The organism is Pseudomonas sp. IT-P74 (genome assembly GCF_949768175.1).
Taxonomy (GTDB): Bacteria; Pseudomonadota; Gammaproteobacteria; order Pseudomonadales; family Pseudomonadaceae; genus Aquipseudomonas.
Map to the genome: position 1 here is coordinate 70937 of NZ_CATKQD010000009.1, position 25515 is coordinate 96451.

The window sequence follows — 25515 nt, forward strand, 5'->3', positions numbered from 1 at the left end:
CTGAACAGGCTGGGCTCAGCGGTCGTCGTCACGGATGGAAGAAGGATGCCGGCACATCGCGTCGATCTCGATGGCCATGTACGGAAACAGTGGCAATTGCATCAACAGGTCGTGCAGTTCCTGAACGCTGTCGACATCGAACACGCTGTAGTTGGCGTAGTGCCCGGCGATGCGCCACAGGTGGCGCCACTTGCCTTGATCTTGCAGGCGCAGCGCCAGGGCCTTCTCGTCAGCCTTCAATTTGGCCGCCGCTTCGGGATTCATGTCGACCGGCAGGTTCACGGTCATTTTTACGTGGAACAGCATAATGCTCTCCTCAGGCTTGATGAATGGTCTTGTCGCGGCGGAAGAACGCCAGGCGCTCTTCATCCAGGTTCAGGCCCAAGCCCGGTGTTTTCGGCACGTGCAGTTCAAAATCGCGATACACCAGCGGTTCGCTGAGAATGTCTTCGGTCAGCAATAGCGGGCCGAACAGCTCGGTGTCCCACGCCAGTTTGTTCAGGGTGACGAAGGCATGGGCCGAAGCCATGGTGCCCAGGCCACCTTCAAGCATGGTGCCGCCGTACAGGGCGATGCCGGCCGCTTCAGCGATGGAGGCGGTGCGCAATACAGCGCGTGGGCCGCCGTTCTTGGCGATCTTCAGGGCGAACACCGAAGCCGCGCCTTCGCGGGCCAGGTTGAACGCATCTTCCACGCATTCGATGGATTCGTCGGCCATGATCGGTGCCGGGCTCATGGCGTTGAGGCGGGCCATGCCGGCGCGGTTGTTGCGCGAGATCGGCTGTTCGATCAGGTCGATGCCATTGGTGCCGAGAATCCGGCAGGCGCGTAGTGCCACCGCTTCGTCCCAGGCCTGATTGACGTCGACCCGAACGCTGGCGCGGTCACCCAGGGCTTTTTTGATCGCAATCACGTGGGCCAGGTCGCGGTTGACCTCCCCGGCGCCGATCTTCAGTTTGAAGATGCGGTGACGGCGCAGGTCGAGCATTTTTTCCGCTTCGGCGATGTCCTTCTCGGTGTCGCCGCTGGCCAGGGTCCAGGCCACCGGCAGCGCATCGCGAACACGACCGCCGAGCAATTCGCTGACCGGCAGGCCAAGGCGTTTGCCCAAGGCATCGAGCAGTGCGGTTTCGATACCGGATTTGGCGAAGGTGTTGCCGCGAATGCTGCGTTCCAGGCGCAACATGGCAGCGTTGACGTTGTTGCTGTCCTGGCCGATCAACAGTGGTGCGAAGTGCGCGTCGATGTTGGTCTTGATGCTGTCCGGGCTTTCGTTGCCGTAGGCCAGGCCACCGATGGTGGTGGATTCGCCGATGCCTTCGATGCCGTCGGCGCAACGCACGCGGATGATCACCAGGGTCTGGTTCTGCATGGTGTGCATCGCCAGCTTGTGCGGGCGGATGGTCGGCAGATCGACGATGATCGTCTCGATCGACTCAATGGCTGTTGCAAGCATTTCGATACCCGTCAGGTTCTTGAAGTTCTGGAATCGATTCTCGTACGGCTTTTTTCCTGAAGCCAATATAGAATTGGTCTGACTTGATACCTTAAAGGTATGCAACCGATCCGCGTCTGGAGGCTTCATGGAACTGCGGCACCTGCGTTACTTCCAGGTATTGGCTCAAACCCTCAACTTCACCCGCGCGGCCGAGCTGCTGCACATCGCCCAGCCGCCCTTGAGCCGACAGATCCAGCAACTGGAGGACGAACTGGGGGTGATGCTGCTCGAACGCGGGCGACCGCTGAAGTTGACTGACGCCGGGCGATTTTTCCATGAACACTCCACCGCCCTGCTCGAACAACTGAACAAGGTCTGCGACAACACCCGGCGTATCGGCCTGGGGGAAAAGACCTGGCTGGGTATCGGCTTTGCCCCGTCGACACTGTATGGCGTGCTGCCGGAACTGATCCGGCGGTTACGCAGTGGCGAGCCGTTGGAGCTGGAGCTGGGGCTTTCGGAAATGACCACCCTGCAACAGGTGCAGGCATTGAAGGCCGGGCGCATCGACATCGGTTTCGGCCGAATCCGTATCGACGACCCGGCCATCATCCAGACCGTGCTCACCGAAGACCGCCTGGTCGCCGCCCTGCCCGCCGGGCATCCGTTGCTCGCAGGTCCCATCAGCCTGCGGGATCTGGCCGGGGAACCCTTTGTGCTGTACCCCGGCAATCCACGGCCGAGTTACGCCGACCATGTGATTGCCCTGTTCGAGTCTTACGGCGTGAGCATCCACGTCGCGCAATGGACCAACGAACTGCAAACGGCGATCGGGCTGGTGGGGGCAGGCATCGGGATCACGCTGGTACCGGCCTCGGTGCAGTTGCTGCACCGCGACGACATCGGCTTCACCCCGCTGCTGGAAGACAACGCCACCTCGCCGATCATTCTCAGCCGACGGGTGGGCGATGTGTCGCCGGGGTTGAACCATTGTTTGCGGATGATTGATGAGCTGTTGCCGCGAGGCTGACAACCATCAGCCGGCAAACGCCCGGCGCCCTGCCTTCATCTCGGTACGCAACTCGCCGACAAAGTCAGAGATGGCGCGCACGCTGGTCAGCTCCGCCGTCGAAACACCGCTGATCAACAGCTCCACTCGCTTGGTGACGGGGTCGCAGACTTCGATGCGCAGCAGTCCGAGATTCTCCGTGCACTCGCACGACAGCGGCTCAAAACCGGACTCCACGATGTTGCAAAGCACTGAAATCGGAAGCATGGCCGGTCCCTCGGGCGACAGTCAATTCGGTTGGATCCGTTTCAGCATAGTTACACCTTGCCGATTTTGCGCCAGTAAATTGCCGTCAATTTTGTTATACCGCTCGCATTTCCGGCCATTCAGTGGGAATTACTACCCCAGATCCAGTTCCAGAACCCCGGTAATTCGACCGGCTGTGAATCGTCGCGCACGGTTCGCGCCATGGCTGCCCGCTGTAGCGCAACCTGATCGTCGTAAAACGGTTTGTCGGCGGTTTTCACCCCGGTCTGCCGGGCACTGTCGAGCAAAATCTGCAGGTACTCACGGGTATGCCGGGCGGTATAGCGGTTGAGGTCGTGGAAGGTCACCACCACCGGAATCACGCCATCGACCACCGGCAATTCACCACGGGCAATGCGTTCGCGAACTTCGGACATCGAACGCAGCATGTGCGACCGGCGCCGGGGGCTGGCGTTGAAGCCCCAGATCTTGCCGTCATTGGCGCTCAAGTCGGTGAGCAACACGTGCAGGCCATGCTGCCGATAAGCGGCAAAGGTGCGTTTGTCGTAGTTCCAGAATGGCGGGCGCAACAGGGTTGGCGGGGCGCCGGTAATCGCGGCGATGTCGGCGCTGCCATCAGTGAGGGCCTGCTCCAACACTGGCGGGTCGAGGGAGCGATGATTGGTGTGCCAGGGTGTCGCCGTATGAAAGCCCAGGACATGACCTTCGGCATGTTCACGGCGCATGATGTCCCGGCCCAACTCGCTGCCTCCGGCGCGCGGAGCGCGGGTTTGCACGAAGAACACGGCCTTGATGTCCGGTTGCAGCGGGTTTTGCGCCAGGCTCTCCAGTACCGTCACGGTCGGATTCCACCAGCTCGATGCACTGGGACCGTCATCGAACGTCAGCAGAAAGCGGATGGGGGGTTGTGCCTGCAAACGCTGCTCGGTCCGCGGAGTCATTTCAATCGGTGCCGCGATACAACCCAGCAGACCCACTGCCAGGGCACACACCGTCAAACACTTGAACAATGGTTTCATCTTTTGCCTTGGGCCAGACCATCACGGTCGATACTTCAAAGGGCAAGGATCCTTCGCCCGCTCATCCGTCGTTGGCCCGCATCGAGACGGCGGGCCGAGGTTGGATAGGGTACACAGGGTTTGGTTCCGGTGCTTGCCAGGCCCGTTTCGTCGCCACCAACTAAACTGAAAAAAAATGCTCAACCAGAGTGTCAGGCCATGTGCGGACGACTGTCGCAATACCGTGGAATCCACGACTTCGTAGCGGTGCTGAGCATCCCCGACGCGCTGATCAATCACGTCGGCAACGAACCCCTGGGGCACTATAACGCCGCCCCCACCACGCAACTCGCCCTGCTGCACCTGGAAAACGAGCGGCTGCACGCCGACGCCGTGCGCTGGGGTTGGCGACCGCACTGGGCGACGGATCGCACGGAGCCGGTCAATGCCCGGGTCGAGAAAGTCGCCCACGGCCCGTACTTCCGGGCGATCTGGCCCCATCGCGCGATCTGCCCGATTGATAACTGGTTCGAATGGGTCGACACCGGTGAGGCCAACAAACAACCGTGGTTGATCCGGCGACGGAACCGGGCACCTATTTACTGCGCGGCCATCGGCCAGTACCCCATCGGCGGAGCGCCTCACAGGGAGCACGACGGTTTCGTCATCCTGACGGCCGACAGCGCAGGCGGCCTGCTTGACGTGCATGACCGCCGGCCGGTGGTGTTTTCGCCCGAACTGGCGCGGGAATGGCTGGACCCGGCCACGCCCAAGGAGCGGGCCGAGGAAATGGCGCTATCCCAGGGCGAGGTCAGTGATGTATTCGAGTGGTACAAGGTCGACAGGGCCGTTGGCAATGTCAGGAACCAGGGCGCCGCGCTGATCAAGGAAGTTCCATGAACCTGTCAATCACGACAAAGCCCCGCGCAATGGCGCAATGCTGATTCTTTTTTGTAGGAGCGAGCTTGCTCGCGATGGACTCAGGAGCGCCGCGTTTAGCCAGTAAACACGCGTTATCGTTAACGACCATCGCGAGCAAGCTCGCTCCTACAGAGGATCTCATTCGCTTAACTGAACAGCATTACGCGCAATGGCGGGGCTCTGTTGTATTCCCGTACGACTCAGAACTTGCGGTCAGGCTCTGACAGTTCCTTACCGTCGTCAGGATGTTTCCAGTCCGGTACCGAACGTTTCTGCTGCTCAATCTCTTCTTCCGTGGGTTCGTCCTCGTCGTCTTCCAGGTCCGGTTGCTTGGGTTCATTGGCCATGTTCACCTCTCTTCCTGAAGGGATCGGTCATCAACTTAAGCGTAGATCAGTTCCCCTGCCCCGCTCAAAGCCACCAGCGCAACAAAAAGAAGAAGCCCATGCTCAACAGCGTGCTGAGCAACGTATTGCGCGTGTAGAGCACCAGAGCGACCGCCACCAGCGAGCTGATCAGGTAGGGATTGTCCCAGTGCAGATTCAGCTGTTTTTCCGGCATGAACACAATCGGCCCGCAGATGGCGGTCAACATGCCCGGTACGGCAAACCCCAGGAACTGCCGGGCGTTGCTGCTCAAGCGTAGCGGCAGTCGCGGTTCCAGGAAAACATAGCGATTGAGGAACACCAATACGCCCATTCCGATAATCACTGCCCAGACCATCATGTGCGTCCACCGTAGAATTTATTGCAGACAAACCCGGCGGTCATGCCCGCCAGCCCCGACAGCACCAGCGCCGAACCCCATTGCCAGTAGCTGAACAACACCGAGCAGAACAGCGACACCGCCACGCACACCACGGTCGGCAGGTTGCGCACCACCGGGGTGATCAGGGCAATGAAGGTCGCCGCGATGGAGAAATCCAGGCCCAGGTGCTCAAGGCCGGGAATACTGCTGCCCAGCACAATGCCCGCCAGGGTGAACAGGTTCCAGGCGATGTAGAACGTCAGGCCCACGCCCAGGGCGTACCAGCGGTTGAATTGCTGTTTGTCGTGCTGGCAGGTCAAGGCGAACAGCTCATCGGTGAGCAAGAACCCCAGGCCCGCGCGCCAGCGTCCCGGCAAGGGCGAAATCACCGAGCGCATGCTCATCCCGTAGAGCAAATGCTGGGAGGTCAGCAGCAGCGTGGTCAGCAGGATCGAAAAAATCCCGGCACCGCCCTTGAGCATGCCGATGGCCACCAGTTGCGCCGCGCCGGCAAACACAATGGTCGACAGGCCCTGGCCTTGCAGGGGCGTGAGGTTGGCTTCGATGGCCATGGAACCGGCCAGCAAGCCCCAGGGCGCGGTGGCCAGGGACAACGGCATGATCGCCGCTGCACCGCGCAAAAAAGCACTGCGCGGCATGATTGAATTGGGCATGACGTTCTACAGACAGGGAAAGACCCCAGACTGTGCCAGCAGTCGCGGCCGAAGGCTTGAACAATCTTGCTCACTGATACGCGGCGTACCATTCATCGGCTGCCCGCTTGATTCGCCAAAGTGCTAACAACATGATGGCGCTGCATTTTCATCGAGGCAGGCCCTTCATGAGTTCAGTGGAAACCGACAGCGACGTTTATAAAACCCTGCTTGAGTCGACCCGGGCGATTCCCTGGCGCATCGATTGGAAAACCATGACGTTCAGCTACATCGGACCACAGATCGAAGAACTGCTGGGCTGGAAGCAGGACAGTTGGGCGTCGGTCAACGACTGGATCGAGCGCATGCACCCGGATGACCGCGACTACGTGATGGACTTCTGCGTCTCGCAATCGCGCGCCGGTATCGATCACGAGGCCGACTATCGCGCACTCACCGAAAGCGGCGAGTACGTCTGGATCCGCGATGTGGTGCATGTGGTGCGCAAGGACGGCGAAGTCGAGGCGCTGGTGGGTTTCATGTTCGATATCAGCGAGCGCAAGAAAACCGAAGAGCACCTGATCCGCCTGCAAAAACAGCTTGAAGAGTATTCCTTCCAGGACGGCCTGACCGGCATCGCCAACCGGCGCATGTTCGACACCGTGCTGGAACGGGAGTGGAACAATGCCCAGCGCACCGCCTTGCCGTTGTCGGTGATGGTGCTGGATATCGATTACTTCAAGCAGTACAACGACCATTACGGCCATATCAAGGGTGACGAATGCCTGCGCCGCGTCGCGCAAACCTTGTCCCTGGCGGCGAATCGGCCACGGGATTTCATCGCGCGGATCGGCGGTGAAGAGTTTGTCTGGCTGCTGCCGGAAACCGATGCCGAGTCCGCGCGGCTGGTGGCGCACAAATGCCTGCACCTGATTCGCCAGCAGCAGATTCCCCATGAATTCTCGAACGTGTCGAGGCTGCTGAGTATCAGCCTCGGCGTCGGCACCACCCTGGCATCGATGCATGCCACGGCCCTGGAATTCGTCGAACAGGTCGATCATCTGCTCTACCAGGCCAAGCACAATGGCCGGATGCGCGCCGAGTTCGCTGATTTTCGTGATTGACAAACGGCGCTCCGGCTTTTAAAACTGGGCGCCTCACTCAGGGTGTAAGCAAGTATGTCCGCAACTTTCAATCTCGACTCTTCCGTCATTGGCTTGATTGCCAAGGCGCAAGGTTGCGTTGCGCACGCCCTCAAATCGAAGAAACAGTCGCTCATGTGACCGGGGCGCGCTGTCCCGTCAGATGAGCTGACAGGACATTGAGCGCGACGGACCACCCTCCCCTTGCTTACTCTCCTTCCATGCCCCTGACGGTGACGAAATCGGTCAACCATCAGGAGAAAGTGCATGTCAGCGTTTCAAGGTATCTGGGTTCCACTGGTCACACCCTTCCACAACGGCGCCATCGATTTCGTCGGTTTGCGCCGGCTGGTCAGCCATCTGTTGGAAAAAGGTGTCGACGGCCTCATCGTTTGCGGTACCACCGGCGAACCGGCGGCGATGGGCAAACATGAGCAACTGGCGGTGCTCGATACCGTGCTGGAGCTAGTGCCGGCGCAACAGGTGGTCATGGGCCTGGCCGGCAACAACCTGACCGAGTTGTTGCAGTTCCAGAGCGAGATCCTCAAGCGCCCGGTGGCTGGCCTGCTGGTGCCGGCGCCGTATTACATCCGCCCTTCCCAGGCCGGCCTCGAGGCGTTTTTCCGCACGGTCGCCGATGCCTCCAGCGCTCCGCTGATTCTCTACGACATCCCTTATCGCACCGGAGTGACCTTCGAGCAGGCGACCCTGCTCAACATCGTCGCCCACGAGCGGATTGTCGCCATCAAGGATTGCGGCGGTAATTTTTCCAACACCCTCGCTTTGCTCAACAGCGGCCTTGTCGACGTGCTGTGCGGCGAAGACAACCAGATCTTCAATGCCCTGTGCCTGGGCGCCAAAGGCGCGATTGCCGCGTCGGCGCATGTCCATCCCGAACTGTTCGTGCAGTTGCACCGGCAGATCCGCGACAACCGACTGGCTGAGGGCCGCGCCACGTTTTTCCGTTTGCTGCCGCTGATCGACAGCCTGTTCCTGGAACCCAACCCGGCCCCGGTGAAAACCGCGCTGGCCCTGGAAGGTTTGATCGGTGACGAACTGCGCGCGCCCATGCAACGCAGCAGTGAATCGATGACCGAGCATTTGAAAGACGTGCTCGGTGCATTGGGCCGCGACAATCGATAGAGCGCCTGCCTGCGGCCCGAGTACCATGGAGCGATTCGTTCAGCCTTCAGGGGCACCGACATGCTGTACCGAATCGCCGCCGATGGGCTGATGCTGTTCCACTTGCTGTTCATTGTGTTCGTGTTGTTCGGCGGGTTGCTGGTGCTCAAATGGCGCCACCTGATCTGGTGGCATCCGCCGGCCGCCGTCTGGGGTGTGGCAGTGGAGTTGTTCCACCTGCCCTGCCCGCTGACCGACTGGGAGAACCGCATGCGCCATGGAGCCGGGCAAACCGGCTATGGCGGTGGATTCATCGAGCATTACATTTGGCCGGTAATTTACCCGGCGGGCCTGACGCCCGGCATTCAGTTGGGATTGGGCGTCGTGGTGTTGCTGATCAACGCGCTGATCTATCTTCGATTGATCAAGCAATGGGCCACCTGAATCTTCAACCAGTCTGACGGACCGGTTTGTCTGACTCCGGCCCCTCAGTTGGCAATCACGCTCATGTTCCGCCCACTGGCCTTGGCCACGTACAGCGCCTTGTCTGCCGCACCAATCAGGTCGTCGGGGCGGATCTGGGAAGCGGCGGTGCTGGCACACACACCGACGCTGACGGTCACGGTGCCTTCCGGGCTGTCACTGTGGGCAATGTCGGCCTGCAGTACCGCGCGGCGGATTTTCTCCGCCACCAGAAATGCCCCCACGTAGTCGGTGCCGGGCAGCACCACGGCAAACTCTTCGCCACCATAGCGGGCGGCCAGGTCACCGGGGCGCTTGATGTTGTCGGTGATGATCGCACTGACCTTGCGCAGACACTCATCACCGGCCAGGTGGCCGTAGCGGTCGTTGAAGGGTTTGAAATGATCGACATCAATCATCAGCAGCGCCAACTCGGACTGGCTGCGTCGGGCTCGGCCCATTTCGGCATCGATGAAAGCGTCGAGCTGACGCCGGTTGGCCAGCCCCGTCAGCGCGTCCTTGAGGGCCAGGCCTTCGAGGTTGCGATTGACCTCCAGGAGCTTGTCCTGGGTGTCCAGCAACTCGACCTGCACCAGGTTCTGCTGCTTCATCAGCTTGATAAGCCGAAACCCCAGTACCCCGAGAAAACCCAGCAACAGCATGACGATGCCGGTGCTGAGCAGTGTCTCCTTGCGCCAGCTGTCGAGCACTTCATCCTTGTTCAACGCGGTAAAAACGATCAGCGGATAACCCTCGACCCGGCGATACCCTATCACCCGCTCGACACCGTCGATGATCGACCTGATCGTGGCCGTACCCGCGTCGCCTTTGGGCAACAACTGAGTGAACAACGGGCTCTTGGCGAGGCTGGTGCCGATGTCCGCCTCCTTGAAGGGTCGGCGAATGACAACGGTGGCATTGTCGGCGATCAGGTTGATCACGCCGTTACTGCCCATGTCGATGCTGTCGTAGAGCTGCAGGAAATGACTGAGGTAAATCGACGCCAGCGCCACCCCGGCGAAGCTGCCGTCGGGATGATTGACCCGACGCGAAACCGTCACGATCCATTCGCCGCTCGAACGGCTCTTGATCGACGGCCCAATGTGCGGCCCGCGGCTGGGGTTATCGCGATGGAAGATGAAGTATTCGCGGTCGGAATTGTTGACGCCGGTCTGGCCGGCGCCATTGGAATTGGCGATCCACTGCCCTTTTTCGTCGAAAACAAATACACCATGGAGCTGGCTCAGCTCACTGCGCTGGGCGCTGAGCAAGAGCGGCAGCCGGGATTTATCCACGCCGTCGTGCTCCAGACGATCGACCAGGGTGAACAGCAGCGTATCGGCTTGCTTGATCGAGGCCTGCGCTTGCGATGCCAGGGTCTGCGCAAGGTTGGACATCGCCACTTCCTTGTCCCGCAGGTGGTACTGGCGTGAGCTCCAGGCTTCCCAGATCACGATGACCACCATCGACAGGCACACCGCCACCAGCAGGATCACCGCCGAGCGGACCTTGAGCCGGGGCACGGCTGGCCGGAGCATTTCAATATGATCGTGGATCGACGGTTGTCCCATGGTGCTCCCTGATTGTTGGTGACAGGGCGAACCTTCCTGATCGCCGCTTTTGCTCACAGTGCCTGATCCAGGCTCGCAATGATGTTAGCCCCTGACCTGCTTTACCGCCTCCAGCCATGCAGGATCCAGCCGCGTCTGTTCGATATCGATGCCCAGCGCTTGCATTCGCTCCTCGTGCCGGTCCATTTCGCGGATCAATTGGCCGTGGTCGCTGGAGTTGCCGTCGAGCTGATGCATCTGGTTCAACCCCAAATGGTAGAAACGCAACAGCTTCATCGCAACCGGATCGCCCTTTGCTTCGGCCGCCGTTACATGATGCATGACATTGGTGACGCTCATCAGGCTGCGCTTGAGTTGCCAACTGTAGACCGCGGGCTTCATCCATTCCTGTTGCCAGAATACCTTGCGCATCAGCACCGCCATCACCAGTACCGCAACGAACACACCACCGACGTTGAAACGCAGGTTGTCGCCCAAAGGCTCGCCGAACAGCGCCACCGCGGCCGTTGAGAAAGCCATCGCCAGCGCCAGAAAGATCAGGGCAATGATGACCGTGCTGCGCCGTGTCTGTTGCCGGTAGGTGTCGGCGTTCATCGGCTGGATTTCGAACATTGCGTCGGGTTTCCTTGGGTCCGGGACAAAAAGACAGCGAGCCATTATCGCCTCTGCGCGGGATTTAGCTATGCTGGGGCTCCATTTCATCTTTTCATCGTCAAGCCGGGGACATGGCAAGACCGCGCAGTTCGTGCCATCTTCTTTCATGAATACACATTATTCGGATGCCATTCGTAGTTGCTGTGTGAATGACATCGTTTTAAGGATCATTGAATGACCCAACGCCAAGTTATCGACGCCTCCGTCAGTCCCAAAGGCAGCCTGGAAACGCTCTCGCAACGGGAAGTCCAGCAATTGAGCGAAGCCGGTTCCGGCAGCACCTACAACATCTTCCGCCAATGCGCCCTGGCCATCCTCAACACCGGCGCCCATGTCGACAACGCCAAGACCATCCTTGAAGCCTATAAGGATTTTGAAATCCGCATTCACCAGCAGGACCGAGGCGTGCGCCTGGAACTGCTGAACGCCCCGGCCGACGCCTTCGTCGACGGCGAAATGATCGCCAGCACCCGGGAAATGCTGTTCAGCGCCCTGCGCGACATCGTCTACACCGAAAACGAACTCGACAGCCAACGCATCGATTTGAGCAGCTCCCAGGGCATCAGCGATTACGTCTTCCACCTGCTGCGCAATGCCCGCACCCTGCGCCCCGGCGTCGAGCCGAAGATCGTGGTGTGCTGGGGCGGACACTCGATCAACACCGAAGAATACAAATACACCAAGAAAGTCGGCCACGAACTGGGCCTGCGCAGCCTGGACATCTGCACCGGTTGCGGCCCCGGCGTGATGAAAGGCCCGATGAAAGGCGCGACCATCGCCCACGCCAAGCAACGCATCCACGGCGGTCGCTACCTGGGCCTGACCGAACCCGGGATCATCGCCGCCGAAGCGCCGAACCCGATCGTCAATGAACTGGTGATCCTGCCGGACATCGAAAAACGCCTGGAAGCCTTCGTCCGCGTCGGCCACGGCATCATCATCTTCCCGGGCGGCGCCGGTACGGCCGAAGAGTTCCTGTACCTGCTGGGCATCCTGATGCACCCGGGCAATAAAGGCCTGCCCTTGCCGGTCATCCTCACCGGGCCGAAACATGCCGCGCCGTACCTGGAACAACTGGACGCATTCGTCGGTGCAACCCTGGGCGACGCCGCCAGGCAGCACTACCAGATCATCATCGATGACCCGGCCGAAGTGGCACGGCAGATGACCCAGGGCCTCAAAGCGGTCAAACAGTTCCGCCGCGAGCGCAACGATGCGTTTCACTTCAACTGGCTGCTGAAAATCGATGAAGGCTTCCAGCGCCCGTTCGACCCGACCCACGAAAACATGGCCAACCTGAAGCTGAGCCTCGACCTGCCCGCCCACGAACTGGCGGCCAACCTGCGCCGCGCGTTCTCCGGCATCGTCGCCGGCAACGTCAAGGACAAGGGCATCCGCCTGATCGAAGAACACGGGCCGTACCAGATCCGTGGCGACGCGGCGATCATGCAACCGCTGGACCTGCTGCTCAAAGCCTTCGTCGCCCAGCACCGCATGAAACTGCCGGGTGGCGCGGCGTATGTGCCGTGTTATCGGGTGGTGGCGTAAGACTGAGCCATGGCTATCGTGAGCAAGCGCTCACACATTGGGTTCCCGGTTTTACTCGGGACTTGTGGCCACTGAAGATCCCTGTGGGAGCTTGCTCGCGATGACTGCTTGGCAGGCGATATGGATTTTTGAGGGTGTACATATCCATTCCTGCGGTAACGGCCGCTATTGGTTCCGCCCTTACGGCGGGTCACTTTCGAAAAGCGCGAAAGTAACCAAAGCGCTCTGCCCCTGACATTCGGTGCCTCGCCGTGGCTCGGCATGCCCTCGCTCCGGTCCTGCTCCGTGGGCCCGCCGCCATCGGCCATCCATGGCCGGCGGCGGCTAACCCGGCATCCATGCCGGGTTGCCCACTGCGCAGAACCTGCGCTCGGCCTCACGAGGGAGCGTACACCGCAACAGCGTCCGAGGCGGCCTACCGGCCGGCCTGTTTGCTGGGTGCGTTCGTCTGCGATGTATCTTATCGACCGGAAGGCCACCATCGCGGGCAAGCCCGCTCCCACAGGTATCGAGTGCATCTGCAAGATTTCGGTCGACTGGCAGGCCGCTATCGCGAGCAGGCTCGCTCCTACAGTTGATCCGGGTATGCCTGCAAGAGATTGGTCGGCTGACAGGCCGTCATCGCGGGCAAGCCCGCTCCCACAGGTATCGAGTGCATCTGCAAGATTTCGGTCGGCTGTCAGGCCGCCTTCGCGAGCAGGCTCGCTCCTACAGTTGATCCGGGTATGCCTGCAAGAGATTGGTCGGCTGACAGGCCGTCATCGCGAGCAAGCTCGCTCCCACAGGTATCGAGTGCATCTGCAAGATTTCGGTCGACTGGCAGGCCGCCTTCGAAAGCAAACTCACTCCCAAGGTTCAAGGCTGCAATGCCTGGGGCGCGGTGGACGGGTCTTTCGGCGGCCCGCCGGTATCTTCGAGGGAGACTTTCTCGGCCACGAACTGCCAGTCCTTATAGCTGGCCATGCCCTTGAAGTCCGCCCACTGGCTGGGAAAGTTATCTTGCTTGAGCGGCTTCTGCTCGGACGGGCAGTACACACCGCTGATCCGCCCATCGAAATCGCGCATCAGCTCCCACTCGCCCCCCGTCATCGGCTCCGGGTACAACTGCCGCAGATGGTGCCTGGCCGTCGGGAAACGCTCGTCCTGCAACAGGTCCTTGAGTTCTTTCGGGTACTGGGCCATACCGGGCGAACTGTGGTAATAGCTGCGCAATGCCTGGGCATATTGCGTACCGACCCAGAGCAACTGGTTTTCGCGATCGCGGCGCGAAGCGGTGGCCCACAACTCGCCGGCACTGGCCAGGCCCATGCCTATCACGACGATCAGAAACAGCACACCCAGGTAGGTAAAGCCGTCCTGGCTGGAAGGTTTACCACTCGGAATACAGGCTGCCATCACGCGCCCTCCCGCCGGCCCCACTCTTGATATCGGCCACCCCGCCCGCCACGCCATCCGGTGGCGCGACTATGATCCAGGTATCCTTGCGCTCGGAAATCGGGTCCAGCGGCTGGCTACGCAAGTAGCGCAGTTCGACCAGTTGTTCGATGGAATCGGGATAACGCCCGGTGTCCCCGTAATAGTGATCCAGTGCCTCGCGCATGGACGACAGGCTCTGGTGCAAGGTGGTCTCCCTGGAAGACTCCAGGCTGCTGAAGTAGCGTGGCAAGGCGATTGTCATCAGGGTCGCGATGATCGCCATGACCACCATCAGTTCAATCAGGGTAAAACCCTTGTGCCGACGCATAGGCTCACCACTCTCGGTAGGCGATACCGTTGAGACCCTTGCCCCGGGCCTTGGAGTAAACGTCAAAGACGTCCTGGCCCTCGCGCGGGTTCTCAGCCGAACTGTCATAGGAACGCAGGCCCCAGCCGCCTTCGTCGTCACGCTTGACGGTTGCCAGCGGGTCATGGGGGATGCGTCGCAGGAAGTAGAACTTGGCGCCCTTGGGGCTGCGCACGTCACGCACCCCCTCCACCAGCACTTGCAGGTTCGGCGGGTAGCCGCTGCTGTCGAGCGACTTCTCGATGTAGCCCGCGTCGAAGGCTTGTTTGTAAGCGTCGATGGCATCGCGGATCTGGTACAGCGCAGTCCGCAGGTCCTGCTCTTTGCCCCGGCGCACCACGGTCTCGGTCAGCGGTGCGGCCATGCCGGCCAGCAGGCCGACCAGGGCGAGCGTCACCACGACTTCGACCAGGGTAAAACCGCGTTGCGAGACGTTCATGATCAAGGCTTCCCAACGGTAACGGTGGTGGCGATCGGGGCGTTCATGGGGTTGGTCTGAACCGCCGTGTTCATCGAACGGTCCGGTGCCTGGATGTGCATGCTGGTTTCGGTACCGGTCTGGAATTCCATGTCCGACGGGCTCTGGTACGGCAGGTTGCGCACGATCCGAGGGGTGATCGACAGCACCAGTTCGGATTTGATGACGTCGTCCCTGTTGCTGCCGAACAGGCGACCCAGGCCGGGAATGTCGCCAAGGCCGGGAATCTTGTTGCCGGTAGCGCCGTGGTCGTCGCGCACGAGCCCTGCGAGAATCTGGGTTTCGCCGTCATGCAGACGCAAGGTGGTCTGGGCGTTGCGGGTATCGACCTGGACCGGAATGGTGCCCTGAGCGGTCGGCGTCAGCGGCGTGGCGTTACTGACTTCCAGCGCGATCTTGATCGCCACTTCGTTGTTCAGGTGCACGATGGGCTGCACTTCGAGCTTCAGACCGACGTCGAGGTAGGTCACGCTTTCGGTGATCACCGGGCCCTGGGTCGAAGGCACCGAGGTGGCGCTGATGATCGGCACGCGCTGACCGATGTGGATGCGCGCCTGTTCGCGGTTGCTGACCCGAATCACGGGGCTGGCCAGGGTATTGATGTCCTTGTCCTGGGCATTGATCTTGGCCTGGGGCGATGGCGAGATCGTGATGCGGCCGGAGTTGATGCCCTTGAGCTGATCGAGAAGCGTCACCGCCGACCCGTCGCTATTGACCACGCCGAAGGTGTTGGGCCATTGCAGGCCAAGGTCGAGGATGCGTTGGCGGGCGACTTCCATCACTTCCACTTCCAGCACCACTTCCGGATTGGACTGATCCTGCGATTGCAGCAGTTTTTCCGCCATGCGCACCGCGTCACCGGTATCGCGCATGGTCAGGGTGTTGAGACGTTCATCGACGAACACGTCACGGGTCTTGAGCATGGTCTTGATCATGTTCAGCGCCGTGTTGGCATCGATGCTGGTCAGGTAGAAGGTGCGCATCACCAGCTCCTGGTAATCCTTGATCTTCTGCGGCGAGTCCGGGTAGATCAGCACAGTGTTTTCATTCACCACTTTCTGATGCAGCTGGTTCTGTTGCAGCAACAGTTCCACGGCGTCTTCGATACGCACGTCACGTACGAAGATCGTGGCTTTCATGTCCGGGCGCAGGTCCTTGTCGAAGATGAAGTTCAGGCCGGCGACCTGGGACAGCACCTCGAAAATGGTCTTGAGGTTGGCATCGCGAAACTCCAGGGTCACCGGCCGGTCAAGGCGCGTACGCAGTTGCGGGTACTGCACCACGTTGCGGCTCTGCACCAGGCGAATACTGTCTTGCAGTTCCAGGGCGCCGTCGTTCTTCGGGTCCAGTTCGAGAATCTGTTTGACCTGGCGGTCGGCACCGTAGATGTCACCGCGACGCAGGTCGCTACGGGCCAGTTCGAGTTTCTCATCCATGCTGCGCAGGTAGTCCAGCTGGCGCAGGGAATCCTGGGCACGACGGTTGTTCGGTTCGATGTTCAAGACCCGGCTGTAAGTCATGCGGGCCCCGGCGAAATTACGTTGGGCCCGGTCCATGTCGGCCTGGGAGAGCAACGACGTCACGGCGAGGGCCCGTCCGCTGTTGAGAGCCATGTGTAATTCGGTATCGCGAGGGTTTTCTCGCAATCCCTCTTCGATGCGCGCCAGACCGGCTTCGTACTGGCCCGATTCGATCAGGGCCGAAGCTTCATCTCTGGCGACCTGCGCCGAACTGCATGCGGCCAGCCCTGCGCACAGAAAAAGGCTCATCAGCAAACGGGATTTGTTCATTCCGTACTCCCCACAGACAAGGTCTGCGCCAAACGCAAAGGCAGGTAGACCAGGCTCAGTTCCTTATCGGAAATCCGCTCGATCCGCCAGGTTTCGTCGATGACATCCCCTTTGCGCACGACGTATATTTTTTCGCCGCTCTGCAGGAACACCTGCAGATCGGATCGATCATGCAGCCTGCCGACAAACTGGAAGGGCAACGGTGGCGCAGTGGGGACTTGCACCACCGGCGTAACGACTACCGGTTGTTCAGTGACGGTGCCGGGGGCCGGCTCCGCTTTCCAGCTGCGGGCGGCGAACAGGTCGCCTGCCGGGCTCAGGTCCTTGATCGGCGCCAGCGCAGCGGTGCTCGATGCAGCCGTCGATGCGCCAGGGGTCTTGACCTTGGCTGGCATCGCCACGGTGGCCACCGCAGGGTCGCTGTCATCGGTCTGATCGAAGAATGCGGGGAGCCAGGCGAACGCTGCCGCTACACCGAAGAACGCCACCCAACCCACCACTCGCCTGGTATTCATCATGACCTCGACAGGTAAAGGGTCATGCGAATCCGCCCGGTCAGGTCGGTTTCGGCGATATTCTTGCGCGAAAGCTCCACATCCTCGAGTACCACCGCCGGCAACTGGCCGAGCAAGGCGTGCAGGAATCGCCGCAGTTGCGGATAGCTGCCACGTACCGGCAGCAGAATCTGATAACGGGCCAGGTGGGTCTTGGGGTCCACGCCCAGGGAATATTCACCCCGGGACAAGGTGATGTGTTCCTGGGCGGCCATGGCGTAGATCTTGTCGATGGCCACGGTCGCCTGGGGCTGGGACGGCAACTTACTGCGGAAATCGTCGAGCTGGCGCTGGGGCACCACCGGCGCGGCCACTGTGCCGTCTTCGACCCTGGCCAGGTACTCGGTGGCTTCGCGGGTCTGCTGGCTGAGGTTTTGCAGCGACTCCCAGTCCGGCAGCAACCCCACCAGGCCATAGCTCAGCGCCAGCACCAGCATGGTCATCCCTGCCAGACCCGGAACGCCCAGGCCTTGCAGGTATTCGTGGACGATCAATTTATGGATTTGCATCGCCGATCTCCCACGTAGCCGACAGGCTGAACTGCACCGGGTGTTCCGCCACGTTGGCGACAATTTCGTGGCTCAGCAGTGATACGTCGGACAGCTCGTCGCTGGCTTCGAGGCGGCGGTGGAAATCGAGCATGGCTTCCAGGTCCAGCGCCTCGGCGCTGATCCGCAGCTGGCCCTTGCGGGCGTCCGGGGTCAGGGTCAGCAGGGCAATGTTGTCTCGCGGCATGGCTTCGAGGGTGGCGAACAGGCGCTCCCAAGGGCGGCGCAACTGTTGGGAGACCTTGCGCATTTCCGCCAGGTTCTGCGCCTGCTCGCGGATTTGCGCCGGGGTCAGGCTGAGCTTGCTGCCGGTATCGCCGGTGAGCACCCGCTGAGTAGTCTGCAGGTGGCCTTGCTGTTGTTCGGCCTCGTTGCTCAAGTGCTGTTGCACCAGCAGGCAGGTCAGTGTCAGCACCACGCCACCGGCCAGCAGGCTCCAGCCCAGAGGGCCTGCACGGCGGCGCGGCTGAAAGTCGAGCATCAGGGGGCGCATGTCAGGCCACCGCCCGAGACATGAGGTACAGGCAATCGCGTACGGCTGTCCGGTCTTCTTCGAGGGTGCGCAACTGCACACCGGGCACGTCGGGAGGCGAATCGATGCGCGCCGGTGCATGCAGGTAGACGTTCAACGGCCGTTCGCTGGTGGACGCCTGCAACTGGTGTTCACGACCGATCAGCGCGGTCAGCGCGGCATCGCTGTCGCTGCTGCCCACCGAGCGCACCGAAGTCCAGCGCCCTTCCCGGGCCAGCAGCAACACGCTGCGTACCGGTTCGGCGACCACGAACAGGAAGTCCCCGGCCTCAAAGCTTTTATCGAAATGGTTGAACGCCGTCATCAGGTACGGCTGCACCGAACGCAGGCGCAAACCGCGAGCGCTGACCAAGGCGCGCAGGCGTTCGAGCAAGTCCTGTGGCAGCGCGGTGGCGATGCGGTCGTAACCGGCGGGTTCGGCCGAGAGCACCAGGCTCCAGGGCTGCGTCGAGGCACCGTAGAGGTCTTCGAAACACAGTTGGGCGAAGCCCTGCAATTCGGCCGGGCTGCTGATCTGCTCACTCCAGGGCACCAGGCAATAGCGGCTGAAGTGCCCGGAAATCACTACGGTCAGTTCCGCCCTGGCAACGCTGTGATCGGCCAGCAAATGGTCGAGGGTGTCGAGAGCCACCGCCCAGGCCTGGAAGCCTTCGTCGATGTAGCCGACACTGCCCAGCCATTGGGTTGCAGCGCCTTGCCGTTGCCCCAGGCCAACACCGCTGGCGCCGAGCACGGCGACAAATTGCTCACGAGATAAAAGTGACACGATTGATCTCCTCGAGCGTCGTCCGGCCTTGCTCCACCATCTCCAGCGCCGACTCGCGCAACAGGCGCAAGCCACGTTTGCAGGCGTGCGCCTTGATTTTCGAAATGGGTTGGCGCTCGACGATCATTTGCCGCAATTCGTCGTCCAGGTGCAGCAGTTCGGCAATCGCACTACGCCCGCGATAACCGGTGCCCCGGCAATGCCCGCAACCCTTGCCGTGGACGAACTGGTAGTGAGCGACCTTTTGCCGATCCAGCCCCGAGACCTCCAGCTCTTCTTGCGTCGGGCTGTAAGGGCTGCTGCAACTGGTACAGACCAGTCGGATCAAACGCTGGGCCAGCACGGCATTGAGTGCCGAGACCAGGCTGTAGGGATCGATTTCCATCTGGGTGAAACGGCCGATCACGTCGAACACGTTGTTGGCGTGGATGGTGGTGAACACCAGGTGGCCGGTGAGCGCCGATTGCACGGCGATCTGTGCGGTGTCCGGGTCGCGGATTTCACCGACCATGATCTTGTCCGGGTCATGGCGCAGGATCGAACGCAGGCCCCGGGCGAAGGTCAGGCCTTTCTTCTCGTTGACGGGGATTTGCAACACGCCCGGCAACTGGTACTCCACCGGGTCTTCAATGGTGATGATCTTGTCCACGCCATGGTTGATCTCGGTGATCATCGCGTACAGGGTGGTGGTCTTGCCGCTACCGGTCGGCCCGGTCACCAGCACCATGCCGTAGGGTTCGGCAGCCAGCCGGCGCAACTGGCGCAGGGTTTCTTCTTCAAAGCCCAGGGCCTGCAACTGCACGCCGCAGACCTTGTCCGCCAGGTCCTGTTTGTCGAGCACCCGCAGCACCGCGTCTTCCCCGAAAATACTCGGCATGATCGACACCCGGAAGTCGATCTGCCGGCCGCTGATGCCGATCTTGAAGCGGCCATCCTGGGGCACGCGTTTTTCGCCGATGTCCAGTTCGGCCATGACCTTGACCCGGGAAATCACCTGCTCGGCGAACTCGCTGCCCTGGATCTTGCTGATGTTGTTGAGCACACCGTCGATCCGGTATTTGATCACCAGGCCGCTGCCGGTGGTGCCGAGGTGGATGTCGCTGGCGTGCATTTTCAGCGCATCGTACAGGGTCGAGTTGACCAGTTTGACCACGACGCTGGAGTCTTCGCTGATGCTGGTCAGGGACAGGCTTTGCAGATTATCGATTTCGGCGCCGGCGTCGCTCTGGGCGTTGAGCGACTCCACCGCATGGAAACTTTCTTCGTGACGCGCCAGGTAGGCCTTCAGGTCATCGGCATGCACCAGGTACAGCGGCGCGCCTTGCAGGCATTCATCGATCCAGGCCAGGCGCGCACTGTCGAAGGGGTCGGCGAACACACCGATGACCGCATCGTTATGACGCAGCAGGATGAATTCGCGCTTGAGGCATTGGGCCAGGGTCACCCGGTCGAACACCGGGGTGGCATTGAACAGGCTGTCGGTGTCGAGCACCGGGTAGTGCAGGGTTACGCCGAGGCTTTGAATGAAAGGCATGGGAGCCAGTTCGCACAGTCCCCCCAGGGCGTCCAGCATCCGCTCGCCGGAACGGGTGGCCAGGGCTCGGGCCTGGGCCAGTTGTTCACTGCTGAAACGAGTCGGTGCACATTCCGGTTGCGCCGGTTCTACGGCAAGGGATAGACGGTCCATGGCTTGCTCTCCAACGCCCGGGGCTTTGGGCCCTGTCGACGCGGCGAGCCATTTCGGCGGGGGCCGGAACGTCTTGTCGCGCCACTACTCCCCGGTGAGCAATTGTTCGTCGTCTGGCGCCATGGAGGCCGATGTACTTTTTCGGCGATCTGCCAGCACCCAGCTACCGTCGTACAACTGCAGCGGGAAACTCTCGGTCTTGCTCTGGCGTCGTTCGACAAAGCCTTCAGAAGTGCTCACCCCCGCTTTGGGTTCGCGCTTTACCCCTAGAAGATCAAGCACTGCACGGGCCAATTCCGCCAAAGGAAACGGCTTGAACAGGATATGGCTGACGCCCAGTTGCCGGGCCCGCTCGCAAACCTCTGCGGTTGGATGCCCTGTGATCAGCACGAAATGACACTTCCTGTTCTGGCGGACGACATCGAGCAGCTGAAAGCCTTCCATATCGGGCAAACGGTAATCGAACACCATCACATCGGGCGCGAAATCGCCAGCTTCAGCGATTCCCTGCGCACCGTCGTGGGCAATCCGGACTTCCAGTGCTTGCGCCTGCAGGTAACCCTGGAGGTTCTCCGCCAGCAACTGTTCGTCATCAACAACCAGTACTTTGTTTAACAAGGTGGACTCCTTGAAACCGCAGGTCCGGGTATTGAACCTGACGGAGTACGCGCCCTGACAGGACTAACGCACACTTCATGCCAGGCTGGGTGCCAGTAAATTTAGGTCTTCATGTCCTTGAATTTAAAAAACAATGCCTTTTCGTACCGCAATTCCATCCCCCAAAAACGGGGAAAGCGACCGGATTGGCACTGGATTTTTCCCCCCACTGTTGGGGAAACCCCCTATTGATCGTCAATCCGTTCGATTCGATTGCGCGAGCGCAATGGCGCCGACGCCCTCATGGCGATTAAGCGTACCCCTGCGGTTTCGACAGTGGAAGCGTCGGTACCGGACGGTATCGAGTTTCATGATCGGCCTCCGGTCAGGGTTTTGCGGCAATGGGTTTATAGGGTGCAACCAGATAGAAACGCTGGTCCGGCAGATCCACCGTGACGATATGGGCACCGCTCAAGCCCAGACGCCGGCCCGGACCAAAGCTCATCAGCGGCGTCAGCCCGGTATCGAAGTCATGCAGGCCCTCCAGGGCCCTGACCAGTTTCTCGCGACTGGCATCGCGCCCGGCCTGCTTCATGCCTTCGCTGAGCAGCATCATCGAACTGAACGCCCCCACTTGCAGCACCGCGTGCTGACCGCCGAGACCCTGATGTTCGCGCAACTGGGTCAAGGCCAGACGCCCGGCCAGGGTCCAGTCGCTGGGCACGAACGGAAAGGCCAGGAACACCCGCCGGGAAAATCCGCTGGGAACCTGCATCAGATTGCCCGCCACCTGGTTCGAGGCGGCGAACAGGTAAGGCACCTGTCCCGCCGTTTGCAAGCGCTCGGCCAGTCGACTGAAGCCGCTGCTGCTGCCCAGGTAGAACACCGAGCGCGACCCCAAGGGAAAGTCATCCCCCGCCGGGTCATAGGCTTGCAAGCGCACCTTTTGCCAGGCGTGCCCCTGCAAGTACTTGCCAAGTTCCTGCGCGGCCAGCCGTTGCCCGGGTTCGTCCGGGTAGGCGATCAGCGTCGGCCCCTGAAGCACCCGCAGGCTGGCACTGGCGTAGTCGGCCAGGGCGATCAATTGCTCTAGAAGGCCCGGCAACGGCTCGAATATCTGCGGGCTGGCGTGGGGCGTGCCCTGCAGGGACAGCGGCCCGATCAGGGGAATGCCGGCCTGTTCCAGACGCACGGCGAAGTTCACGTCCAATGCCGGTGCCAGCGGTGCGATCAGGGCAAACACCTGCTCTTCATCGATCAACCGGTCCAGCGCCTTTTCGGCACTGGCGCGGTCGACGCCGGGGTCAAGGATGGTCAGGCGCAACTGCCGGCCATGAATTCCGCCCGCCTCGTTGATGCGCGCCACGCAGCCGTTGAGCACCGCCGCCACCGTGACGCCCTCCTCGCCCAATGGCCCGGAACCCGGCAACAACGTGCCCAGGTGCAGACTGTCGGGGGCCAGTCCCGGAACGCGGTCTTCGGCCAGGTGCTTGAGGTACGCCGTGAGGTTGCGTTGATCGGTCATCGACAACACGAACCGTGGCATCGTCGAATCGAGCCGATTGTTGCCCGGATCGCGCCCCTCCTGTACCGCCCGCGCCAGGGTGCTTTCGCTGTAGGCCGGATAACTGCGGCCGTTGACGTGCTGCTGGCCATGGCTGCTGGCCAGTCGCGACCAGCGCAGGTCCGGCGGTCGCACCTCGCCTTCCACGCGTCCGAGGCCATCTTCGCCGTGACAACCGGCGCACGGCAGGCGGGTGGCCGGCAGCAAGCCCGCTGCGCCGACCCGGACCATGACCGGTTCGCCGCTGGCCGACACGCCTTCGTGGTACAGCCGTTTACCGGCACTTTCGCTGATGCTCAGCGGCAGTGCCTGGGCGGTGAGCACGATGCCGCCGAAGAGCAGCAGGCCAAGGACCAGGGCAGTATTCATGGCCGTGGCTCAGCGGCCGGCCACGGGCATTGCCAACCCCATACAAGGTCCATTTGCACCTTGTCGTCGGTAAGAAAAAACCAGTGGGGCCCATTGATGCCCTGTTTCAAGGTGCAAGCCTTGAGTACCGCCGCAGGGTTGCGCAGCGGATCACTGGTAAGGGAGATAAAGGTGCTGCCGTTCCGGTGGAACCCATCGATGGCGCTCATGGCTGATGCTCCATGGCGATGGCGGTGTGCTTGGCGTGGGCGTTGCGTTCACCCCTGAGCCTCTCGACGGCCCGGGCCAGCTCCGTCGGGTCGGTGAGGCCGTAGTAGCGGGTCCAGATACGGTTGTTGCCGTCCCCCACCAGAATCAGCGGCGAGTGGTTCTCGAAGCCACCGCTGTAGGCGCCCAGTCCCTTGAGGGTGGCATCGACCGACTGTGGCGAACCGGTCAGCCAGCTCCAGCCCGGCCCTTTCTGGAAGGTGCGGGCGTAGTCGTTCAGGCGTTGGGGATCATCACGCTGCGGGTCGATGCTGATCGACACCAGTTGCACCTCGGTGCCGACCCGCGCGCCCAACTGTTTTTGCACCCGGCCCATGATCGAGGACACCACCGGGCAGACCGTGGTGCAGTTGGTGTAGATGAAACCCATGACCACGATCTTGTTGCCCACCAGGTCTTTTTCCAGGCTGACGACCTTGCCGTTCTGGTCCAGCAGGGCCACATCGGCAAACCTGATCCGGGCAGTCTCCGGGCTGGCGGTGTTGGTCGTCATGTCGTGCCCGGTGTGCTCGTCCATCGAGTGAGCCAGCGCCTGGTCGATACCGAAGACCAACAGGCAGAACGTCAGCAGGCCGCGATGCGCGAATCGGTCCATGTCAGTTTCCTCTTGGTGGTGTATCGCCACTTCTCGACAAATCGACCGGAGCAATCCGCATGCCACAATAAAATACGTTATTAATCAGCTTGTTATAGTCACGACTGGATGAATCGGGGGGGATATTCCCCACCCAGTCCCCCCACTTTTTCGCCGGGGCCACCATTCCCCACTATTGGGGAAAATTCCCCGGGCTTTCGATCACAGCGGCGAATCCGCGGGCAGCCCCTGCAAACGCCGATACTGGTTCAGCACGCTGGGCACATAACGCTGGGTTTCGGCGAACGGCGGGACCACGTTGCCCCGGCTGAGCACCGCTTGCGGGCCGGCGTTATAGGCCGCCACGGCGAGGCGGATATCGTTGTCGAACATCGTCATCAGGCGCTTGAGATAGCGGGCGCCGCCCTGGATGTTGGCCTTGGGGTCGTAAACATTGGTCACACCCATTTCGCGGGCGGTGGCGGGCATCAACTGCATCAGCCCGCGAGCGCCCTTGGGTGAGGTGGCGCGGGCGTTGTAGCGCGATTCGGTCTTGATCACTGCGTGAATCAGCGCCGCCGGCAGTTCGTTGGCCGTGGCCGCCGCCGCCACCAGCTCGGCATAGGGTTGCGCGGCGATCATCTGCGGTTGCTGATCGAGGCTGACCACCGCCGCATCGGGCTCACGAATCACCCGTTCATAGTGGCGTCCGGGGCGGTGGACATTGGACAGAACGTAGCTGCCATTGGCGTCCACGGAAACAAAAACATCGGCCTGTGCGGCGCCTGCCAGCACAAGAAGACCCAGCAATCCGGTGGTGAGTGTTTTCATTGTTATACCTCCCCTTCCGGCCCCGAAAATTGGGGGTATTGCCCCAATGGCCAGTCGTGCACCAGCCATACGCAAGCACTGTGCCGTAAGCGAAAAGGCCCGTAGTACGGGGGAGTCGCCAGCATCAGCAATCGTGAGCATGGCAATTGCATGGAGTTATCTGGCTACTCTGCCGCCGACTGTGTGAGGTCATCATGAATCAGCGACTGCGTTATGCCAGGCGAACCCAAAGCGGGTTCACCTTGCTCGAACTGTTGGTGGTGCTGGTGGTACTGGGGTTGTTGGCCGGCCTCGTGGCGCCGAAGTATTTCGCCCAACTTGGCCGTTCCGAAGTGAAAGTGGCCAAGGCGCAAATAGAAGGCTTGAGCAAAGCCCTGGACCTTTACCGCCTGGAGGTCGGCCATTACCCATCGACCGAACAGGGTTTGCAGGCACTGGTCACCGCCCCCGCCGACGAACCGCGCTGGACCGGCCCGTACCTGCAGAAAAAGCTCCCGCAAGACCCCTGGGGCCGCAACTACAGCTATCGCTATCCCGGTGAAAACAGCGAGTACGACCTGTTGTCCATGGGCAAGGACGGGCAGCCCGGTGGCGAAGGCGAGAACGCCGAAGTCACCAACTGGAACTGACGGGAATGGCGACC

At 61.3% G+C, this 25515-nt stretch carries 30 protein-coding genes; 7 read left to right on the plus strand and 23 right to left on the minus strand.

All coding sequences use genetic code 11. The features are described 5' to 3' along the window. Window positions 1–15 precede the first annotated feature (15 nt). Both catC and ACM6J5_RS08015 read right to left on the minus strand, forming a co-directional pair. Window positions 16–306: a muconolactone Delta-isomerase gene (gene catC / locus ACM6J5_RS08010; protein ID WP_034150962.1), complete on the minus strand. Its 291-nt coding sequence runs from the start codon at window positions 304–306 to the stop codon at window positions 16–18. A 10-nt stretch (window positions 307–316) separates the two neighbouring features. After that, complete coding sequence (locus tag ACM6J5_RS08015; RefSeq protein WP_414928141.1) at window positions 317–1456, minus strand: muconate cycloisomerase family protein; 1140 nt, start codon at window positions 1454–1456, stop codon at window positions 317–319. A 127-nt stretch (window positions 1457–1583) separates the two neighbouring features. On the opposite strand from ACM6J5_RS08015, the gene ACM6J5_RS08020 reads away from it, so the two are divergent. Then, window positions 1584–2468: a LysR family transcriptional regulator gene (locus ACM6J5_RS08020; protein WP_095942878.1), complete on the plus strand. Its 885-nt coding sequence runs from the start codon at window positions 1584–1586 to the stop codon at window positions 2466–2468. Window positions 2469–2474: 6 nt separating this feature from the next. On the opposite strand, the gene ACM6J5_RS08025 is transcribed toward ACM6J5_RS08020, so the two are convergent. Both ACM6J5_RS08025 and ACM6J5_RS08030 read right to left on the minus strand, forming a co-directional pair. Further along, window positions 2475–2714 carry a DUF1652 domain-containing protein gene (locus ACM6J5_RS08025; protein ID WP_056723537.1) on the minus strand — a complete coding sequence of 80 codons (240 nt, stop codon included), beginning with the start codon at window positions 2712–2714 and terminating at the stop codon, window positions 2475–2477. A 119-nt stretch (window positions 2715–2833) separates the two neighbouring features. Continuing rightward, window positions 2834–3733 carry a polysaccharide deacetylase family protein gene (locus ACM6J5_RS08030; RefSeq protein WP_414928142.1) on the minus strand — a complete coding sequence of 300 codons (900 nt, stop codon included), beginning with the start codon at window positions 3731–3733 and terminating at the stop codon, window positions 2834–2836. Between the two features lie 198 nt (window positions 3734–3931). Here ACM6J5_RS08030 and ACM6J5_RS08035 point away from each other — a divergent pair, with 198 nt between their 5' ends. Further along, window positions 3932–4612 carry an SOS response-associated peptidase family protein gene (locus ACM6J5_RS08035; RefSeq protein ID WP_095942876.1) on the plus strand — a complete coding sequence of 227 codons (681 nt, stop codon included), beginning with the start codon at window positions 3932–3934 and terminating at the stop codon, window positions 4610–4612. 221 nt (window positions 4613–4833) lie between these two features. Here the strand turns inward: ACM6J5_RS08035 and ACM6J5_RS08040 are convergent, their stop codons facing one another. The 3 genes from ACM6J5_RS08040 to ACM6J5_RS08050 all read right to left on the minus strand — a co-directional run bounded on the left by ACM6J5_RS08040 (window position 4834) and on the right by ACM6J5_RS08050 (window position 6054). Continuing rightward, complete coding sequence (locus ACM6J5_RS08040; RefSeq protein ID WP_172435312.1) at window positions 4834–4980, minus strand: hypothetical protein; 147 nt, start codon at window positions 4978–4980, stop codon at window positions 4834–4836. A 64-nt stretch (window positions 4981–5044) separates the two neighbouring features. Continuing rightward, window positions 5045–5356 carry an AzlD domain-containing protein gene (locus tag ACM6J5_RS08045; protein ID WP_414928158.1) on the minus strand — a complete coding sequence of 104 codons (312 nt, stop codon included), beginning with the start codon at window positions 5354–5356 and terminating at the stop codon, window positions 5045–5047. After that, the gene (locus ACM6J5_RS08050) at window positions 5356–6054 is read right to left on the minus strand and encodes an AzlC family ABC transporter permease (protein ID WP_414928143.1); all 699 of its coding nucleotides are present in this window, start codon (window positions 6052–6054) and stop codon (window positions 5356–5358) included. Before ACM6J5_RS08050 ends, ACM6J5_RS08045 begins: the two co-directional genes overlap by 1 nt. Before the next feature lie 167 nt (window positions 6055–6221). Between ACM6J5_RS08050 and ACM6J5_RS08055 the strand changes: the two genes are divergently transcribed. The 3 genes from ACM6J5_RS08055 (at window position 6222) to ACM6J5_RS08065 (ending at window position 8741) form a co-directional block, all read left to right on the plus strand. Next, entirely contained in the window at window positions 6222–7157 is a 936-nt protein-coding gene (locus ACM6J5_RS08055) for a sensor domain-containing diguanylate cyclase (RefSeq protein ID WP_095942874.1), read from the plus strand. Window positions 7158–7442: 285 nt separating this feature from the next. Continuing rightward, on the plus strand, window positions 7443–8318 hold the full coding sequence (gene dapA, locus ACM6J5_RS08060; RefSeq protein ID WP_095942873.1) for a 4-hydroxy-tetrahydrodipicolinate synthase: 876 nt from the start codon (window positions 7443–7445) through the stop codon (window positions 8316–8318). 60 nt (window positions 8319–8378) lie between these two features. Next, complete coding sequence (locus ACM6J5_RS08065; protein ID WP_095942872.1) at window positions 8379–8741, plus strand: DUF2784 domain-containing protein; 363 nt, start codon at window positions 8379–8381, stop codon at window positions 8739–8741. A 44-nt stretch (window positions 8742–8785) separates the two neighbouring features. On the opposite strand, the gene ACM6J5_RS08070 is transcribed toward ACM6J5_RS08065, so the two are convergent. Beyond that, window positions 8786–10330, minus strand: coding sequence for a sensor domain-containing diguanylate cyclase (locus ACM6J5_RS08070; protein ID WP_095942871.1), 1545 nt, complete (start codon window positions 10328–10330; stop codon window positions 8786–8788). An 84-nt stretch (window positions 10331–10414) separates the two neighbouring features. Continuing rightward, window positions 10415–10987 (minus strand): DUF3087 domain-containing protein, encoded by a 573-nt coding sequence (locus tag ACM6J5_RS08075; RefSeq protein WP_095942870.1) that lies wholly within the window; start codon window positions 10985–10987, stop codon window positions 10415–10417. Window positions 10988–11158: 171 nt separating this feature from the next. Between ACM6J5_RS08075 and ppnN the strand changes: the two genes are divergently transcribed. Further along, window positions 11159–12532: a nucleotide 5'-monophosphate nucleosidase PpnN gene (gene ppnN / locus ACM6J5_RS08080; protein WP_095942869.1), complete on the plus strand. Its 1374-nt coding sequence runs from the start codon at window positions 11159–11161 to the stop codon at window positions 12530–12532. A gap of 855 nt (window positions 12533–13387) precedes the next feature. Here ppnN and ACM6J5_RS08085 read toward each other — a convergent pair. The 14 genes from ACM6J5_RS08085 to ACM6J5_RS08150 form a co-directional block, all read right to left on the minus strand. Then, on the minus strand, window positions 13388–13927 hold the full coding sequence (locus tag ACM6J5_RS08085; protein ID WP_095942868.1) for a type II secretion system protein: 540 nt from the start codon (window positions 13925–13927) through the stop codon (window positions 13388–13390). Continuing rightward, window positions 13902–14276 carry a type II secretion system protein gene (locus ACM6J5_RS08090; protein ID WP_150674205.1) on the minus strand — a complete coding sequence of 125 codons (375 nt, stop codon included), beginning with the start codon at window positions 14274–14276 and terminating at the stop codon, window positions 13902–13904. The genes ACM6J5_RS08085 and ACM6J5_RS08090 overlap by 26 nt, the downstream gene beginning before the upstream one ends. 4 nt (window positions 14277–14280) lie before the next feature. After that, window positions 14281–14754 (minus strand): type II secretion system protein, encoded by a 474-nt coding sequence (locus tag ACM6J5_RS08095; RefSeq protein WP_095942866.1) that lies wholly within the window; start codon window positions 14752–14754, stop codon window positions 14281–14283. A gap of 2 nt (window positions 14755–14756) precedes the next feature. After that, window positions 14757–16583 carry a secretin N-terminal domain-containing protein gene (locus ACM6J5_RS08100; RefSeq protein WP_095942865.1) on the minus strand — a complete coding sequence of 609 codons (1827 nt, stop codon included), beginning with the start codon at window positions 16581–16583 and terminating at the stop codon, window positions 14757–14759. After that, window positions 16580–17098 carry a hypothetical protein gene (locus ACM6J5_RS08105; RefSeq protein WP_414928144.1) on the minus strand — a complete coding sequence of 173 codons (519 nt, stop codon included), beginning with the start codon at window positions 17096–17098 and terminating at the stop codon, window positions 16580–16582. Before ACM6J5_RS08105 ends, ACM6J5_RS08100 begins: the two co-directional genes overlap by 4 nt. Further along, window positions 17098–17646 (minus strand): pilus assembly protein PilO, encoded by a 549-nt coding sequence (locus tag ACM6J5_RS08110; protein ID WP_095942863.1) that lies wholly within the window; start codon window positions 17644–17646, stop codon window positions 17098–17100. Before ACM6J5_RS08110 ends, ACM6J5_RS08105 begins: the two co-directional genes overlap by 1 nt. Further along, the gene (locus ACM6J5_RS08115) at window positions 17633–18178 is read right to left on the minus strand and encodes a PilN domain-containing protein (RefSeq protein WP_414928145.1); all 546 of its coding nucleotides are present in this window, start codon (window positions 18176–18178) and stop codon (window positions 17633–17635) included. The genes ACM6J5_RS08110 and ACM6J5_RS08115 overlap by 14 nt, the downstream gene beginning before the upstream one ends. Before the next feature lies 1 nt (window position 18179). Next, window positions 18180–18983: a hypothetical protein gene (locus ACM6J5_RS08120; protein ID WP_095942861.1), complete on the minus strand. Its 804-nt coding sequence runs from the start codon at window positions 18981–18983 to the stop codon at window positions 18180–18182. After that, window positions 18964–20670 carry a GspE/PulE family protein gene (locus tag ACM6J5_RS08125; RefSeq protein WP_414928146.1) on the minus strand — a complete coding sequence of 569 codons (1707 nt, stop codon included), beginning with the start codon at window positions 20668–20670 and terminating at the stop codon, window positions 18964–18966. Before ACM6J5_RS08125 ends, ACM6J5_RS08120 begins: the two co-directional genes overlap by 20 nt. A gap of 84 nt (window positions 20671–20754) precedes the next feature. Next, a complete protein-coding gene (locus tag ACM6J5_RS08130; RefSeq protein WP_414928147.1) occupies window positions 20755–21288 on the minus strand; it encodes a response regulator in 534 nt (177 codons plus the stop codon). Between the two features lie 364 nt (window positions 21289–21652). Next, complete coding sequence (locus tag ACM6J5_RS08135) at window positions 21653–23200, minus strand: ABC transporter substrate-binding protein (protein WP_414928148.1); 1548 nt, start codon at window positions 23198–23200, stop codon at window positions 21653–21655. After that, entirely contained in the window at window positions 23197–23409 is a 213-nt protein-coding gene (locus tag ACM6J5_RS08140) for a hypothetical protein (protein ID WP_224790055.1), read from the minus strand. The genes ACM6J5_RS08135 and ACM6J5_RS08140 overlap by 4 nt, the downstream gene beginning before the upstream one ends. Continuing rightward, the gene (locus ACM6J5_RS08145) at window positions 23406–24062 is read right to left on the minus strand and encodes an SCO family protein (protein ID WP_095942857.1); all 657 of its coding nucleotides are present in this window, start codon (window positions 24060–24062) and stop codon (window positions 23406–23408) included. Before ACM6J5_RS08145 ends, ACM6J5_RS08140 begins: the two co-directional genes overlap by 4 nt. A 201-nt stretch (window positions 24063–24263) precedes the next feature. Further along, window positions 24264–24872, minus strand: a complete 609-nt coding sequence (locus ACM6J5_RS08150; RefSeq protein WP_095942856.1) for a lytic transglycosylase domain-containing protein — start codon at window positions 24870–24872, stop codon at window positions 24264–24266. 194 nt (window positions 24873–25066) lie between these two features. Between ACM6J5_RS08150 and gspG the strand changes: the two genes are divergently transcribed. After that, complete coding sequence (gene gspG, locus ACM6J5_RS08155; protein WP_095942855.1) at window positions 25067–25501, plus strand: type II secretion system major pseudopilin GspG; 435 nt, start codon at window positions 25067–25069, stop codon at window positions 25499–25501. Window positions 25502–25515 lie beyond the last annotated feature (14 nt).